The organism is Citrobacter sp. T1.2D-1, from assembly GCF_950098555.1.
Taxonomy (GTDB): Bacteria; Pseudomonadota; Gammaproteobacteria; order Enterobacterales; family Enterobacteriaceae; genus Citrobacter_A; species Citrobacter_A telavivensis.
The window spans coordinates 32218-45335 of the sequence record NZ_CATNHH010000077.1; the positions used below are offsets into that span (position 1 = coordinate 32218).

Consider the following 13118-nt stretch of genomic DNA (forward strand, 5'->3'; position numbering starts at 1 on the left):
TGCAACAGGAAAGATATTCTACTGAGAAATTTTCAGAGTGGCCATCTGATCCAGAATGCCAGTGCACGTTGGTCAGGTAAGGGAAGACAAACCAGAGGATGGTAAGTCACATTCAGGATCCGCTGGCGTGTGTTGAAGGCGTCGTGGTTTTGCAGGCGTTTAGCGCAGGATTCGTTGCTCCATTAACGTTAATAGCATGGTTTAGACGATCGGTCATGACCCCTCACTTAACTAAAACAGGCGCATTAACGCGATATCTTAAGCATTTCAGTTATTCCGGATGACGGATGAGAAGCATTTCTTTTAGAGACCGGAGGCCATATTATTGTTCCTTGCCATTATTATAAAGCCGGTGTAATAATTCATAAAAACACGCCACGGAATAAATAACTTATGGATAATATTATTCAACTTGAATATTATATGCGTCATGCTATTCGTGAGGCTGAAGAAAGTCTGCGTGAAGGAAATAAGGGATTTGGTGCGGTCATCATTAAGGATGGAGAAATCATTGCCTGCGCGCATGATGGTGAGGAAACGCAAGCAGACCCGACATCGCACGCGGAAATTAATGCCATAAAACTCGCCGGAAAAAAGATCGGTAAAGACTTATCGGGTTGTCTTCTTCTCTCAACCAGTGAACCCTGCCCGATGTGTGCCTTTGCCATTGCATGGTCTGGTATCAAAGAGATTGCCTATGGCTACTCTATTCAGGATGCGCTGGCCCAGGGGCGGCGGCGGATTTTATTCCTCTGTACCGAGGCGTTTGATAAAGCAGGAATGGATATTACCGTTCATAAAGGCATTCTTCAGCGGGAATGTTCAATTCTGTATCGGGCGGATGTTCGACATGAAATCAATAATCTCCGTTCCGCGACTGATGACGATCTCAGGGCGCTGAATGCGGATTCCATTGCCCGTCGAACACTCTGGTTCTGTGAGAATAGCGCGGTACTGCGTACTGAACATAGCCATCCGTTAGAGGCAGCCCACCACTTGCTGGTGACCCGATTTCACGCCGCGGAGGATGAAATGCCTGTTGTGGCCAGAAGTGAAAAGCAGATAGTTTTCCATTCCATGAATTTCTGCCCAACGCTTGAGGCATGCAAAATATTGCATCTGGATACACGGCACGTGTGCAAGCTCCTGAATGAAGATTCCACAGACCGGCTGGTCAAAAATATAGACCGGAGACTTCGTTTCTCGCGAAATTACGCTAATCTGCGTCCTTATACGCCTTTTTGCGAAGAATTCCTCTCAATTGAAGATTGATATTTCAGGAGGAGATATTCCGCGAACTAAAAAGACGTTATAACGGTAACAGAAAGCGGTAAACAGGGAGGAGTAAAGTGGATATTACCATCGTTCAGGCCAAACCCGTCGACGCAGAAGATATTTTATTGCTTCAGCAAATGGCTTACCAGAGTGAAGCATTACTTTATCAGGATGATTCCATTCCTGCATTGCAGCAAACGCTGGAATCATTACGGGCGCAATTTACGAACACACTCCTGCTTAAAGCGTCTCTGGCGGAGGGGCGAATTGTCGGCTCGGTGCGCGGTCATGTTGTCGGGAATACCTGCCATGTGGGGCGTTTGATTGTCCACCCGAACTTTCAGCGCAGAGGTATCGGCTCAGACTTACTGAATGCATTGGAAAGACAATTCCCTGATATCACACGTTTTGAACTCTTTACCGGACATAAAAGTGCAGGCAATTTACGCCTGTACCGCCGTCACGGTTATCAGGAATACCGTCGCGAACCCATTCACGCGGGTCTGACAATGATTTACCTTGAAAAGCACCAGACAAGAACCTGATTCGGCGTTGCGTTTTCCACCGATGTCGACGCCCGCCTTGTAGGCCAGGCGTCGTCTGGCTTAGCGTTTCACTCCTATGCGCATTTTCCGGGTTGCGTAAAACGCGTTCGGGCTCATCCAGAGATCATAAGCCGTTTCATGACGTTTACGATTTTTGAGCTCACGCAGCGTGATACCGCGAATCTTACCTTCGGCAACCCATCGCGCGACCTCCCCCGTACTGAGTCGCAACTGTTTTTTCACCACCGCCAACAGGCTGACCTGAAAGGCGATCGTTAACCTGATACTCACCTTCAGTTGCTGATGTCGGGCAAGCGTCATCCGCCACTGCTCGCGAACCGCAAAGTCCGGGATCCCGGAAAGCTCAGCATTATTTCGCTTCAGGATTTGGCGATCGTGAGCGAAAAGTTGAATTGTGCTTGCGTCATTAGCAACGATCCGCATATAGAGCGCGTGGTTGATACGACTGACAGGGAGTCGCGAGAACAGGCTGATATTCCAGGTGTAATCGCAATGAAGACACTTATAGATGCTCCAGACATCCAGCAGCTTCTTTTGTGAATTCATTCTGAAAGCCCCGGAAGGGATGAAATCGCGTTTGATATTGCAGGCAGGACAGCGCTTCGCGATGCGCTGATAGCCCACGGGACTGACGGTCCATGTGACGTGCATATTGATCCTTTTTTAACCCATACAAAAACGGATTCGTTCTGAACGAACCATAAATTTTGCTATGCGAAAAATATTTGAAGATATTTTTCAGTGGGTTAAGAAAAGATTTCCAGCACAACAATCCCTTGAGTCATCGATGATGACAGTAAGACTAACAGACCCTCATTTTCTTAATACATAAACCAAATCAATATTTGTTACACATCCATAAGGGTTATTTGATCTGGCATCGGATTCAGCCCGCCAAATAACCGTATATTTATTAGGCGATCATAAAACAAGGAGGATGCAATGTCAGAAACAGAACAATATTGCCACGCCTGTGGAATGCCATTATCGATACCCAACGCTAAAGGGGTGAGCGATACGTACTGTGCGTATTGCAGCGATGCCGAAGGCAATCTGAAACCCTGGGAAGATGCCGTTTCTGGCCTGGCGGGGTTTCTTGATTCCTGGCAAAAAGTCGGTCCCGAGGAGTCACGTAAGCGCGCGATTCGCTTCCTGACATCCATGCCCGCCTGGGCTCACAAAGCAGACGACTAAACTGCAGATGCCCAGTCCACGGTCGGATGCCGTCGTCATTCTGCATGAAATCTACGGCATCAATGCGCATATCCGGCGTACCAGCGAGATGTGGCGAGCGCGTGGGTTCGAGGTCTATACTCCCGCGCTTTTCCCGCATGAGATTCCCTACAGCTACGCGCAACAGGACGAGGCTTATCGCTATTTTTCGCACCACGTGGGTTTTGATCCGCAACCCGTCTTAACGCTGCTTGCCACACTCCGCGCGCAACATCGCAAACTGATTGTCATTGGCTACAGCACCGGCGCAACGCTTGCATGGCGAGTTGCAGGAAGCGGCTTGTGTGACGGGGTTATCTGTCATTACGGTTCGCGAATCCGCCAGTACAGCGACGAGGTGCCCCACTGCCCTGCGCTGATGATCATGGCTCGCCACGAGCCGTCATTCGATCCTACGGTACTACAACAGAAGCTGGAAACACTGCCCCTGGTACAATGTCATATGTTCGACGCCCGGCACGGTTTCTGCGACGCCGACAGCCCCGGACACCTTGCGTGGCAGGCGCGTCATGCCGTTGCCGATGCCATCGCCTTTGTTGACGCAATCTGCGGATAGTCAGCGTGATGGCCTTTATAGCCAGCGACGAACCTGCTTAGCGTAGCGCTCCCACTCTGCCCCAAAGCGCTTATGTAACTGAAACTCTTCAAAATCGATATGCAATCGTGCCACCGCCAGCATGAAGAGTGGTACGGCAATCACGCCAGGCAGACTGCCCATCCAGAGCGCAACGGCAAGTTGCCCTCCGCTCAGTCCAAGATAAATGGGGTTTCGGCTCCAGGCATAACATCCACGCGTGACCAGCGTCGTCGTTTTATCCGCCTGAAGCGGATTGAGCGTGGTGCGATTCACATGCATTTGCCATGCGGTTGTCAGGATGACGCCAAGGCTTACTGCGGCTATCGCCAGGCTCAGAACCTGGGTGACCAGACCAAAGGTAAAACGCGGATTTGCGGTAAGACAATCTCCCACCACAAAGATTAACAGAATGACCGGTGGCGGAAATCGGCTCCTGAGCTTTTCGAGACGCACGTTGACGTGTTTCATTTCCCTCCTTTTGCAGCGCAATTATTTGAGACTTTTCAGATCCCTTCGAATATTGCCTGATAAATTATTATTAAACTATGCTCAATACGGTGCGGTAATTCCTCTCTTTTCAAAAAGGTGATAATTATGGCCGGTTGGTTTGAATTAAGTAAGAGTACAAACGATCAGTTTCGCTTTGTACTGAAAGCAGGTAATGGCGAGGTGATCCTCACGAGCGAACTGTATACCACGAAAGCGGCGGCAGAAAATGGCATTGCCTCCGTTCAGTCGAACAGTCCGCTGGACGAGCGCTACGAAACGAAAACGGCGTCGAACGGTAAGTTCTTCTTTAATTTAAAAGCAGGCAATCATCAGATCATTGGCACCAGCCAGATGTATGCCTCCACGCAGTCGCGTGACGTGGGTATCGCGTCGGTAAAAACAAACGGCAGCAGCAAAACAATAAAAGAGCAGATCTGATTTTTTGACGTAAATGGCCAGATCGGGAAATACCGATCTGGCACCTTATATCAGAGAACCTTACTTAAGAATTCAGCCGTTCGCGGATTTGCTGGCGACGTAAAAAGCACCTCAGGCGTTCCCTCTTCCTGGATAATACCGTGATCGATAAAAATGACCCGGTCGGCCACTTCACGGGCAAACCCCATTTCGTGGGTGACGATCGCCATGGTCATGCCTTCGTTGGCCAGGTTCTTCATCACCTCCAGCACATCGCCGACTAGCTCCGGGTCCAGCGCCGAGGTTGGCTCGTCGAACAGCATGATCGAGGGATTCATTGCCAGCGCGCGCGCAATCGCCACGCGTTGCTGCTGACCACCCGACAGGCGCGAAGGCCAGGCATCGCGTTTATCGCTTAACCCGACCTTTTCCAACAGCATTTCAGCCCGGCTGACCGCTTCATTGCGGGAGATCCCCAACAGCATTTGCGGCGCCATCATCAGGTTGTCCAGCACCGTCATGTGCGGAAACAGATTAAAACGCTGGAATACCATTCCCACGCTTTCACGCATTTTATTGAGATCGGTCTTGCGATCGTGAACGGCAAAACCGTTCACCACGACTTCGCCTTCGGTGACCGTCTCAAGCGCATTCATGCAGCGTAAGAAGGTGCTTTTCCCCGACCCTGACGGACCAATGATACACACCACCTCCTGGGGTTTGATATCACAGTCAATACCGCGCAGAACGTGGTTGTCACCAAAGTGTTTATGTAAATTTTTAATGTGGATCACTTTTACCAAACCTTTTTTCCAGACGGTTAACCAGCTGCGCCAGCAGGAAGGTGAGTACCCAGTACACCAGCGAAATAGTCAGGTAGGGTTCCCAGTAGGTCGCGTAAGCCCCTGAAACCGTTCGCGCCGCGTAGGCCAGATCGGCAAGCCCGATCGCCGAGGCGAGTGAGGAATCTTTGACAATTGCAATGGCATTATTGCCCAGCGGCGGAAGAATACGGCGAAAAGCCTGAGGCAGGATAACCTTGCGCATGGTTTTCCACCACGGCATTCCCAGCGCCCGCGACGCTTCCATCTGACCGGGGTCAATCGACTGGATCCCCGCACGGAAGATCTCGGAAACATAGGCCCCGGCATTCAGCGTAATGGCCACAATACAGGATAAGAAGGCACCGTAGCCCGAGCGCAATTCGCGGGCAACATCGGCGCTCATCAGTCCACTGGTAACCAGCATCCCATCCCGGGGATTGATGAACAGCGGCACCAGCGCAAAATGGACGACCATGATCTGAACAAACAGTGGCGTTCCGCGAAAGGCGCTGACGTAGAAACGAACGGGATACTGAACACAATAGCGGAGCGCGTATTTCCAGAAGCCGTGCTCGGCTTTTGCCATGCGGCCCAGCCCCAGCGTCAGCCCCCAGAGTGTGCCAAGACAGACACAGATGATGGTGCATTTTATGGTCATCCATGCGCCTTCCATAAACAATGGCGCATACTCCTGGATGATTTCCCAACGAAATCCCGTCATGGTTTTCCCCTGCAAAAAAGCTGGCACAGACAGCGTGCCAGCCTAAAAAAAATTAATACCGCAAATTACTCTGACGGAAGCGTCGGGACTTCGCTGTCAAACCAGGTTTTATAAATTTTATCGTAGGTGCCATCAGCGATGATTTTCTTCAATCCCGCGTTAATTTTCTGCTGCAATTCGGTGTTCCCTTTGGCGACCGCAATACCAAAATACTGGCGCTCGAACTTGGCATCCGGGACAAGCTTGAACTGTTTTTCCGGATGCTGCTTGATGTAGTATTTCACCACGCCAACATCGCCGACCGCCGCGCTGACGCCATCCTCAAACAGTTCCTGCAACATTAACGGCGTATTGTCGAACCGTTTGATCGCGGTGCTGTTTTTCCCAAGAACGCCAGAAACCACAATGTCGCCGGTGCTGGAGTTAACGACGCCAACCTTTTCCGTTTTCAGCGAGTCCAGAGAACTCACTTTTGAATCAGCCGGAACGACAATTGACTGCTCCGCCGGGAAATAAGGAAGAGAAAAATCCACCATCTGCTTACGTTTATCCGTGATGGTGATCCCCGAGATAATAATGTCGCGATCCCCGGAACCCAGCGTCGCGAAGATACCTTCCCACGGCGTGTTGACCAGTTTGACATCAAAATTTTCCGCTTTCGCGATGGCTTTAATAATATCGATATCAAAGCCTTCCAGCTGTTTCTGGCTGTTTTCAAACTCAAACGGGCGATAGGTGCCACCCGCGCCGACCACGTAAGTTTCTTGTGCTGCGAAAGCGGCCCCGGTCAACGCCATCATCAAACATCCTGCTTTTATCCACTGACTGAACATTCCCTTCTCCTGTTATTTTTATGCACATTTACTGCATAAAAATACCCAAACTGATTTCCTTATGCAATCACTATCTGATCCGCAGTTTGCCTTGCCGGATCCCCGCTTAGCTCGCCGTTGATACTGCCTTCGCGCCTTCCTGCGCCATCGCGACAAACGCCCTGGCGGCAGCGGTTCGCCAGGCACCTTTTCGCTGCATTAATACGGCCGTGCGTTCGAGGAGTTGTGGGGTCAGTGAAATCGCCTGTAGATAGTGACTCTGTGCGGCGATGGGCGCCGGCAGCAGCGTGGATAATCCGGTGCGCCGCACCAGTTCCAGCACCGCGCTGATGGAGTTGACCTCCATGAGAATCTGCGGTCGCAGCCCTGCCTGACGGCAGTAACGGTCAATCTGTTCCCGGGTAGCAAACTCTGCGCTCAATAAAATCAACTTTTCGTCATTGAGCACGCTCAAATCTACCGACGTTTGCGCCGCCAGCGGATGGTGATTCGCCACGACCAAAGCCAGGTTTTCGGTCAGCAGCGGCTGCGCGTCAATATCCGGAGAGTGAACCTCGTCGAAGGCAATACCGACATCCAGTTCATCATTAACCAGCCGCTCTTCGATTCTGTCCTGCGATATTTCCTGTAGCTGTAAGGTTATATTGGGATAGCGGGTATAGAATTCAGCCAGTAACGGGCCAATAAACCAGGCGGTAAAGGTCGGCGTAACCGCAACGCGCAGGGAACCCCGGCTCAGATCCTCCACATCATGAATGGCGCGTTTGCCCTCTTCCAGCGCCTGTAGCGCGCTGCGCGCATAGCGCAGATAGACCTCTCCCGCGTCGGTCAATCGGGTCGTACGCCCGCTGCGATCGAACAACTGCACGCCCAACATCTCCTCCAGCTGTCTGATTTGCTGCGAAAGCGCCGGTTGCGAAACGTGCAGCGCCGCCGCTGCACGGGTGAATCCGTGATGCTCCGCCACGGCAAGAAAATAGTGGGTGTGTCGATCCAGCATCGCCTTTACCTATAAATTTTTCCAATAGACTCCATTATAAATGAGTCTTTTATCTTATGATACGAAGCGCGTAGCCTGTGTTCATCGCATAGCGAGACAGAGGATTATTCGTGAAAGAGATTATTGATGGTTTCCTGAAATTTCAGCGCAATGTATTTCCTGAACGCGCGGAATTATTCAGACGCCTTGCTACCCAACAAAACCCCCGTGCGTTATTCATCTCCTGTTCGGACAGCCGTCTGGTTCCCGAACTGGTCACGCAGCGCGAGCCAGGCGATCTGTTCGTGATCCGCAACGCCGGCAATATTGTGCCGTCATATGGACCGGAACCCGGCGGGGTGACCGCCTCAGTGGAATACGCCGTCTCTGCGCTTCGTGTCACCGACATTGTTATCTGTGGGCACTCCGACTGCGGCGCGATGACCGCGATAGCCGGATGTCACTGCCTGGACCACATGCCAGCCGTCGATCACTGGTTGCGCTATGCGGACTCCGCTCGCGTGGTCAACGAGTCACGCGAGCACGCCTCTTTGGCCGAGAAAACGGCCTCGATGGTGCGTGAAAACGTCATCGCACAACTCGCCAACATTCAGACCCACCCCTCAGTGCGTCTCGCGCTTGAAGAGGGGCGCGTTGCGCTCCACGGCTGGGTCTACGACATCGAAAGCGCAGAGATTGCTGCTTACGACGGCGCCAGCGGACGGTTCGTCTCACTGGCAAAAAACCCGAACACCTGCGCGATGCCTTATCGCCAGTCATCCGCAGCCTGAGCTATTTATTAATCTATCAAAGAGGTTCCATTATGATTCAGTCGCAAATTAACCGCGATATTCGCCTGGCCCTGGCCGATCAGATCCTGCTGAGCAAAGCCAGAAAAGATCTCACGTTTGCCCAACTTGCGGACGGCACCGGCTTATCAGAAGCGTTTGTCACTGCCGCACTGCTCGGTCAACACGCCCTCCCGGCCGATGCTGCGCGTCTCGTTGGCGAGAAACTGGCCCTCGACAACGATGCGGTACTGTTGTTACAGACCATTCCACTGCGCGGCAGTATTGACGATCGCGTACCGACAGACCCGACGATGTACCGTTTCTATGAGATGTTGCAGGTTTACGGCACCACGCTGAAAGCGCTGGTTCACGAAAAATTTGGCGACGGCATTATTAGCGCCATTAATTTCAAGCTGGATGTAAAAAAAGTGGCAGACCCGGAAGGCGGCGAGCGCGCCGTGATTACCCTGGATGGCAAATATTTACCGACGAAGCCTTTCTAATCCATCAGAACGGTACGCGCAGGCGTATCGTTCTTCTTTTCTCTGCTCACAGGAGTAAAGCATGTCTGCACATGATAACTATCTGCAACAGGCGCTGGCCCTGGCAGCCCGCAACGTTGAACAGGGTGGACGCCCGTTTGGCGCGATCATCGTCCGCAACGGCGAAGCGATCGCCGAAGCCGTCAACACCCTGCACCTGGATGATGATCCCACCGGGCATGCTGAGCTCAACGCCATTCGGGCGATTGCGGCCCATTCAGGCAGCGCGGCGCTTCGTGAATGCGTGGTTTACGCCAGCGGCCAGCCGTGCCCGATGTGCCTTAGCGCCATGTATCTCACCGGCGTAAAAGAAGTCTGGTTCGCCAACAGCAATGGCGATGGCGAAACATTCCGTCTCTCCACTGCGGCAATTTATCAGCAATTACAGCAGCCCCTCGCTCAACAAACCCTGCCTGTTCATCATCTTCCACAGCCCAATGGGCTGGCGGTTTACCAACGCTTCGCTGAAAAACAGTCATGAACAAAACCCCGCGCGTTGGCCTGGTCCTGCTGGTTCTGGTACTGATTGGCCTGAATATGCGTCCGCTGCTGACCTCTGTCGGCCCGCTTCTGCCGCAACTGCGTGCCGCCAGCGGTATGAGCTTTGCCGTGGCGTCGCTGCTCACGGCATTACCAATGATCGCCATGGGCGCGCTGGCGCTGGCCGGTGGGTGGATCAATCGCCATATCAGCGAGCGTCTCAGCGTCGCCTTAAGTTTGTTGATGATTATGGCTGGCGCGTTGCTTCGCGAGCTGGCGCCGCACAGCGTTGTGCTGCTCAGCAGCGCTCTGCTGGGCGGTATCGGTATTGGGATCGTTCAGGTCGTAATGCCAACGGTGATTAAGCGTCTTTTTCACCGTCGCATGCCGCAGGTCATGGGGCTCTGGTCAGCTGCACTGATGGGCGGAGGGGGACTCGGCGCGGCGATGACGCCGTGGATCGCACAGCACAGTGAACTCTGGCACCGCTCGCTGGCATGGTGGGCCCTGCCCGCGCTGGTTGCCCTGGTCGGTTGGCTGGCGCAACGTCGCTCAACAGAGATGCCTTCATCTCACCCGAAAAGTGCCGCCGTGCGCGTCGTACTCAACCCCCGCGCCTGGACGCTGGGACTCTATTTTGGCGTGATCAATGGTGGTTACGGTAGCCTGATCGCCTGGCTACCACCGTACTATATTCAGTTGGGCGAAAGCGCGCAGTTCAGCGGCACGCTGCTGGCTCTGATGACCGTCGGTCAGACGGCGGGGGCGCTGGTATTACCGATGCTCGCGCGTCATCAGGATCGCCGTAAACTGCTGCTCTTCACGCTGGCCCTACAGATGCTTGGCTTTTGCGGTTTTATTCTCTGGCCTGCGCAACTGCCAATCCTCTGGGCCGTGGTTTGTGGTATCGGCCTTGGCGGCGCATTTCCTTTATGCCTCGTGCTGGCGCTCGACCATGCCCAACATCCGGTAATATCTGGCAAATTAGTCGCTTTTATGCAGGGGATTGGCTTTATTATCGCCGGCCTCTCTCCCTGGTTCTCCGGTATCTTGCGTAGCCTGAGCGGCAATTACTGGCTTGACTGGACGTTCCACGCCCTCTGTGTGGCCGGGTTGATGGCGCTCACGCTGCGTTTCGTGCCCGCACGCTATCCGCAGGAGTGGTCAGTCGCCGATTAAGGCGCGAAGGGAGTAAGAAGGGAATTAACCGGGTCGGTTTTGTTGATCCTGACAACGAAAGTGCCAGTTAACTGGCACTTTCTCATACGACGTGATCACCCGATATAAAAAATGGCAATCATCAATATTAATGCTTTATTGCCGGGCCAATTAACGCTTACCGTACCCCACCATAAAACGAATGATCAGGCCGCAGGCAGGTGAAAGAAAAAGAAACAATCCTGTGACCATTTCATCACCCGCAGTCAACCACATCGTGGTGTAGTATATCAGCACCGCCAGAATGACCATGCCGACAAACGCGCTAATGGCTGATACCCAACCTAAAACCTGCGCGATATAGCCGCTGACGCCCAGCATACTCACGAGCAGAAAGGCTAAAAAAAAGATCATCGCTGTACCTCCTTTTTGCGTGAACTCAAAACGTAAATACTTACTCTCCTTATATTTTCAATCATAAGCTAAAGCGGCCCCTCCGGCAAATCTCATAACCCATTTATAACAATTGTAATTATACGAATATTCCGCATTGTGCTTTTCTAACCTTATTAAAAACAACCCATTAAAAACAACGTCATTATTTTTTATACGCAATGCAAATATTTACGCTTCTTGATTAATTATTTGTGGCTTACATTAATCCCCGGATGGTACATTATACGTCCAGCATTCATGCCCCTCGTGGTTTTATCCTGACGCAGTTTTACACTCTTTGCAGGAACCATTGTCGTACATGATGGCCTAAAACATTGAGTGTACCGCGTTGGAGAATACGTCTTCTGCGATACAAAAATGGGTATCAATAGAAGGTATTTATGTTCCCAACATGCAAATTTTCCCGCGCGTTTCTGCATCCGCGTTACTGGCTCACCTGGTTTGGTCTCGGTGTGCTTTGGTTATTGGTGCAACTTCCCTACCCTGTTTTGTGCTTTCTCGGCACCCGGACGGGGTCACTGGCACGCCCTTTTCTGAAACGTCGCGAATCCATCGCCCGTAAAAACCTTGAGCTCTGCTTCCCGTCTTATTCTCAGGAACAGAGAGAAAAGATGATCGAAGAGAATTTCCGTTCTCTTGGTATGGCGCTGCTGGAAACCGGCATGGCCTGGTTCTGGCCGGACCGTCGCGTGCGTAAATGGTTTGATGTTGAGGGACTGGACAACCTGCAACGCGCACAAGCGCAAAATCGCGGCGTGATGGTTGTTGGCGTTCACTTTATGTCACTGGAACTCGGTGGCCGGGTGATGGGTCTTTGCCAACCGATGATGGCGACCTATCGTCCGCACAACAATCCGCTGATGGAGTGGGTACAGACCCGCGGACGGATGCGTTCGAATAAAGCCATGATCGGCAGAAACAATCTGCGCGGCATCGTCGGCGCCCTGAAGAAAGGTGAAGCCGTCTGGTTTGCACCGGACCAGGATTACGGCCCGAAAGGCAGTTCATTCGCCCCGTTCTTCGCCGTTAAAGACGTGGCGACCACTAATGGTACCTATGTGCTGTCGCGCTTGTCAGGTTCGGCCATGCTCACCGTGACGATGGTCAGAAAAGCCGGTAACGCCGGATACCGTCTGTATATCTCCCCTGAGATGAAGGGCTACCCGGCAGATGAAAACCTGGCAGCCGCCTATATGAACAAGATTATCGAGAAAGAGATCATGCGCGCCCCTGAGCAATATCTCTGGATCCACCGCCGCTTTAAAACCCGTCCATTGGGTGAAGCCTCACTCTACATTTAAAGAAGGCCGCAAGGCCTTTTTTATTGTCTGCCACCCACCAACAACCTTGATTACGCTATGGTTTTCATCCTCGTTTTTTGCGCTATAAATCGCGTCGCTCAATGGTGATTTATTACCCTCTGCAATTATACTGTCGCCGAATCCCGACAGTTGTAAGTTACTAAAAGTAAATAAGAAAATGTCTATTGTCTTGCCCCTTTTTTAGGCGTACATTAGCGCCGTCTGGAGCAATCAACGCACAGAATTCTGAGGTGATACCGCAGACGAAACGGGGAACATTCCGGGTTTCGTTTTTACCGGTATCAGCTCTCTATAATCAGATGAGATAAAATTCATTCAGGCGTATCAGTCATTACGCGGAGAGATGAAAGTGAAATATTTCTTTATGGGCATTTCTTTTATGGTCATCGTTTGGGCCGGTACGTTTGCTCTGATGATCTAAAGACAACAATGCAGCAAAAAAACAGGAGCCGATG

General features: G+C 52.0%; 18 protein-coding genes. 11 read left to right on the top strand and 7 right to left on the bottom strand.

Translation table 11 applies throughout. From position 1 onward, the window contains the following. The first annotated feature begins 393 nt into the window (after positions 1–393). Entirely contained in the window at positions 394–1272 is an 879-nt protein-coding gene (locus QQZ17_RS24065) for a nucleoside deaminase (protein WP_152403182.1), read from the top strand. Positions 1273–1349: 77 nt separating this feature from the next. Beyond that, positions 1350–1820, top strand: coding sequence for a GNAT family N-acetyltransferase (locus QQZ17_RS24070; RefSeq protein ID WP_199800600.1), 471 nt, complete (start codon positions 1350–1352; stop codon positions 1818–1820). A gap of 60 nt (positions 1821–1880) precedes the next feature. On the opposite strand, the gene QQZ17_RS24075 is transcribed toward QQZ17_RS24070, so the two are convergent. Further along, complete coding sequence (locus QQZ17_RS24075; RefSeq protein WP_152403180.1) at positions 1881–2492, bottom strand: DUF1062 domain-containing protein; 612 nt, start codon at positions 2490–2492, stop codon at positions 1881–1883. 291 nt (positions 2493–2783) lie between these two features. Between QQZ17_RS24075 and QQZ17_RS24080 the strand changes: the two genes are divergently transcribed. After that, complete coding sequence (locus tag QQZ17_RS24080) at positions 2784–3035, top strand: zinc ribbon domain-containing protein (RefSeq protein WP_152403178.1); 252 nt, start codon at positions 2784–2786, stop codon at positions 3033–3035. A 7-nt stretch (positions 3036–3042) separates the two neighbouring features. Beyond that, entirely contained in the window at positions 3043–3630 is a 588-nt protein-coding gene (locus tag QQZ17_RS24085) for a dienelactone hydrolase family protein (protein ID WP_152403176.1), read from the top strand. A gap of 15 nt (positions 3631–3645) precedes the next feature. Here QQZ17_RS24085 and QQZ17_RS24090 read toward each other — a convergent pair whose 3' ends face one another. After that, positions 3646–4119: a methyltransferase family protein gene (locus QQZ17_RS24090; protein WP_152403174.1), complete on the bottom strand. Its 474-nt coding sequence runs from the start codon at positions 4117–4119 to the stop codon at positions 3646–3648. Positions 4120–4245: 126 nt separating this feature from the next. Here QQZ17_RS24090 and QQZ17_RS24095 point away from each other — a divergent pair, with 126 nt between their 5' ends. Further along, positions 4246–4578 (top strand): YegP family protein, encoded by a 333-nt coding sequence (locus QQZ17_RS24095; protein WP_152403172.1) that lies wholly within the window; start codon positions 4246–4248, stop codon positions 4576–4578. Between the two features lie 50 nt (positions 4579–4628). Here the strand turns inward: QQZ17_RS24095 and QQZ17_RS24100 are convergent, their stop codons facing one another. The 4 genes from QQZ17_RS24100 to cynR all read right to left on the bottom strand — a co-directional run bounded on the left by QQZ17_RS24100 (position 4629) and on the right by cynR (position 7935). Further along, positions 4629–5351, bottom strand: coding sequence for an amino acid ABC transporter ATP-binding protein (locus tag QQZ17_RS24100; protein WP_152403170.1), 723 nt, complete (start codon positions 5349–5351; stop codon positions 4629–4631). Continuing rightward, complete coding sequence (locus QQZ17_RS24105) at positions 5338–6102, bottom strand: amino acid ABC transporter permease (RefSeq protein WP_042317723.1); 765 nt, start codon at positions 6100–6102, stop codon at positions 5338–5340. Before QQZ17_RS24105 ends, QQZ17_RS24100 begins: the two co-directional genes overlap by 14 nt. Positions 6103–6167: 65 nt before the next feature. Then, complete coding sequence (locus QQZ17_RS24110; RefSeq protein WP_042317722.1) at positions 6168–6935, bottom strand: basic amino acid ABC transporter substrate-binding protein; 768 nt, start codon at positions 6933–6935, stop codon at positions 6168–6170. 106 nt (positions 6936–7041) lie between these two features. Further along, the gene (cynR, locus tag QQZ17_RS24115; protein ID WP_152403168.1) at positions 7042–7935 is read right to left on the bottom strand and encodes a transcriptional regulator CynR; all 894 of its coding nucleotides are present in this window, start codon (positions 7933–7935) and stop codon (positions 7042–7044) included. A 110-nt stretch (positions 7936–8045) separates the two neighbouring features. Between cynR and QQZ17_RS24120 the strand changes: the two genes are divergently transcribed. From QQZ17_RS24120 to QQZ17_RS24135, 4 genes are all read left to right on the top strand, one after another. Then, positions 8046–8705, top strand: a complete 660-nt coding sequence (locus QQZ17_RS24120; protein WP_152403166.1) for a carbonic anhydrase — start codon at positions 8046–8048, stop codon at positions 8703–8705. A gap of 32 nt (positions 8706–8737) precedes the next feature. After that, positions 8738–9208 (top strand): cyanase, encoded by a 471-nt coding sequence (cynS, locus tag QQZ17_RS24125; protein WP_046483436.1) that lies wholly within the window; start codon positions 8738–8740, stop codon positions 9206–9208. A 61-nt stretch (positions 9209–9269) separates the two neighbouring features. Continuing rightward, positions 9270–9728: a nucleoside deaminase gene (locus tag QQZ17_RS24130; RefSeq protein ID WP_152403164.1), complete on the top strand. Its 459-nt coding sequence runs from the start codon at positions 9270–9272 to the stop codon at positions 9726–9728. Beyond that, the gene (locus tag QQZ17_RS24135; RefSeq protein WP_152403162.1) at positions 9725–10906 is read left to right on the top strand and encodes a cyanate transporter; all 1182 of its coding nucleotides are present in this window, start codon (positions 9725–9727) and stop codon (positions 10904–10906) included. The genes QQZ17_RS24130 and QQZ17_RS24135 overlap by 4 nt, the downstream gene beginning before the upstream one ends. Positions 10907–11056: 150 nt before the next feature. Here QQZ17_RS24135 and QQZ17_RS24140 read toward each other — a convergent pair whose 3' ends face one another. Beyond that, the gene (locus QQZ17_RS24140; protein ID WP_152403160.1) at positions 11057–11299 is read right to left on the bottom strand and encodes a DUF2545 family protein; all 243 of its coding nucleotides are present in this window, start codon (positions 11297–11299) and stop codon (positions 11057–11059) included. 422 nt (positions 11300–11721) lie between these two features. Here QQZ17_RS24140 and lpxP point away from each other — a divergent pair, with 422 nt between their 5' ends. Both lpxP and ypdK read left to right on the top strand, forming a co-directional pair. Then, positions 11722–12642 carry a kdo(2)-lipid IV(A) palmitoleoyltransferase gene (gene lpxP / locus QQZ17_RS24145; RefSeq protein ID WP_152403158.1) on the top strand — a complete coding sequence of 307 codons (921 nt, stop codon included), beginning with the start codon at positions 11722–11724 and terminating at the stop codon, positions 12640–12642. Positions 12643–13012: 370 nt separating this feature from the next. Further along, positions 13013–13084: a membrane protein YpdK gene (gene ypdK, locus QQZ17_RS24150; protein WP_010723117.1), complete on the top strand. Its 72-nt coding sequence runs from the start codon at positions 13013–13015 to the stop codon at positions 13082–13084. Positions 13085–13118 lie beyond the last annotated feature (34 nt).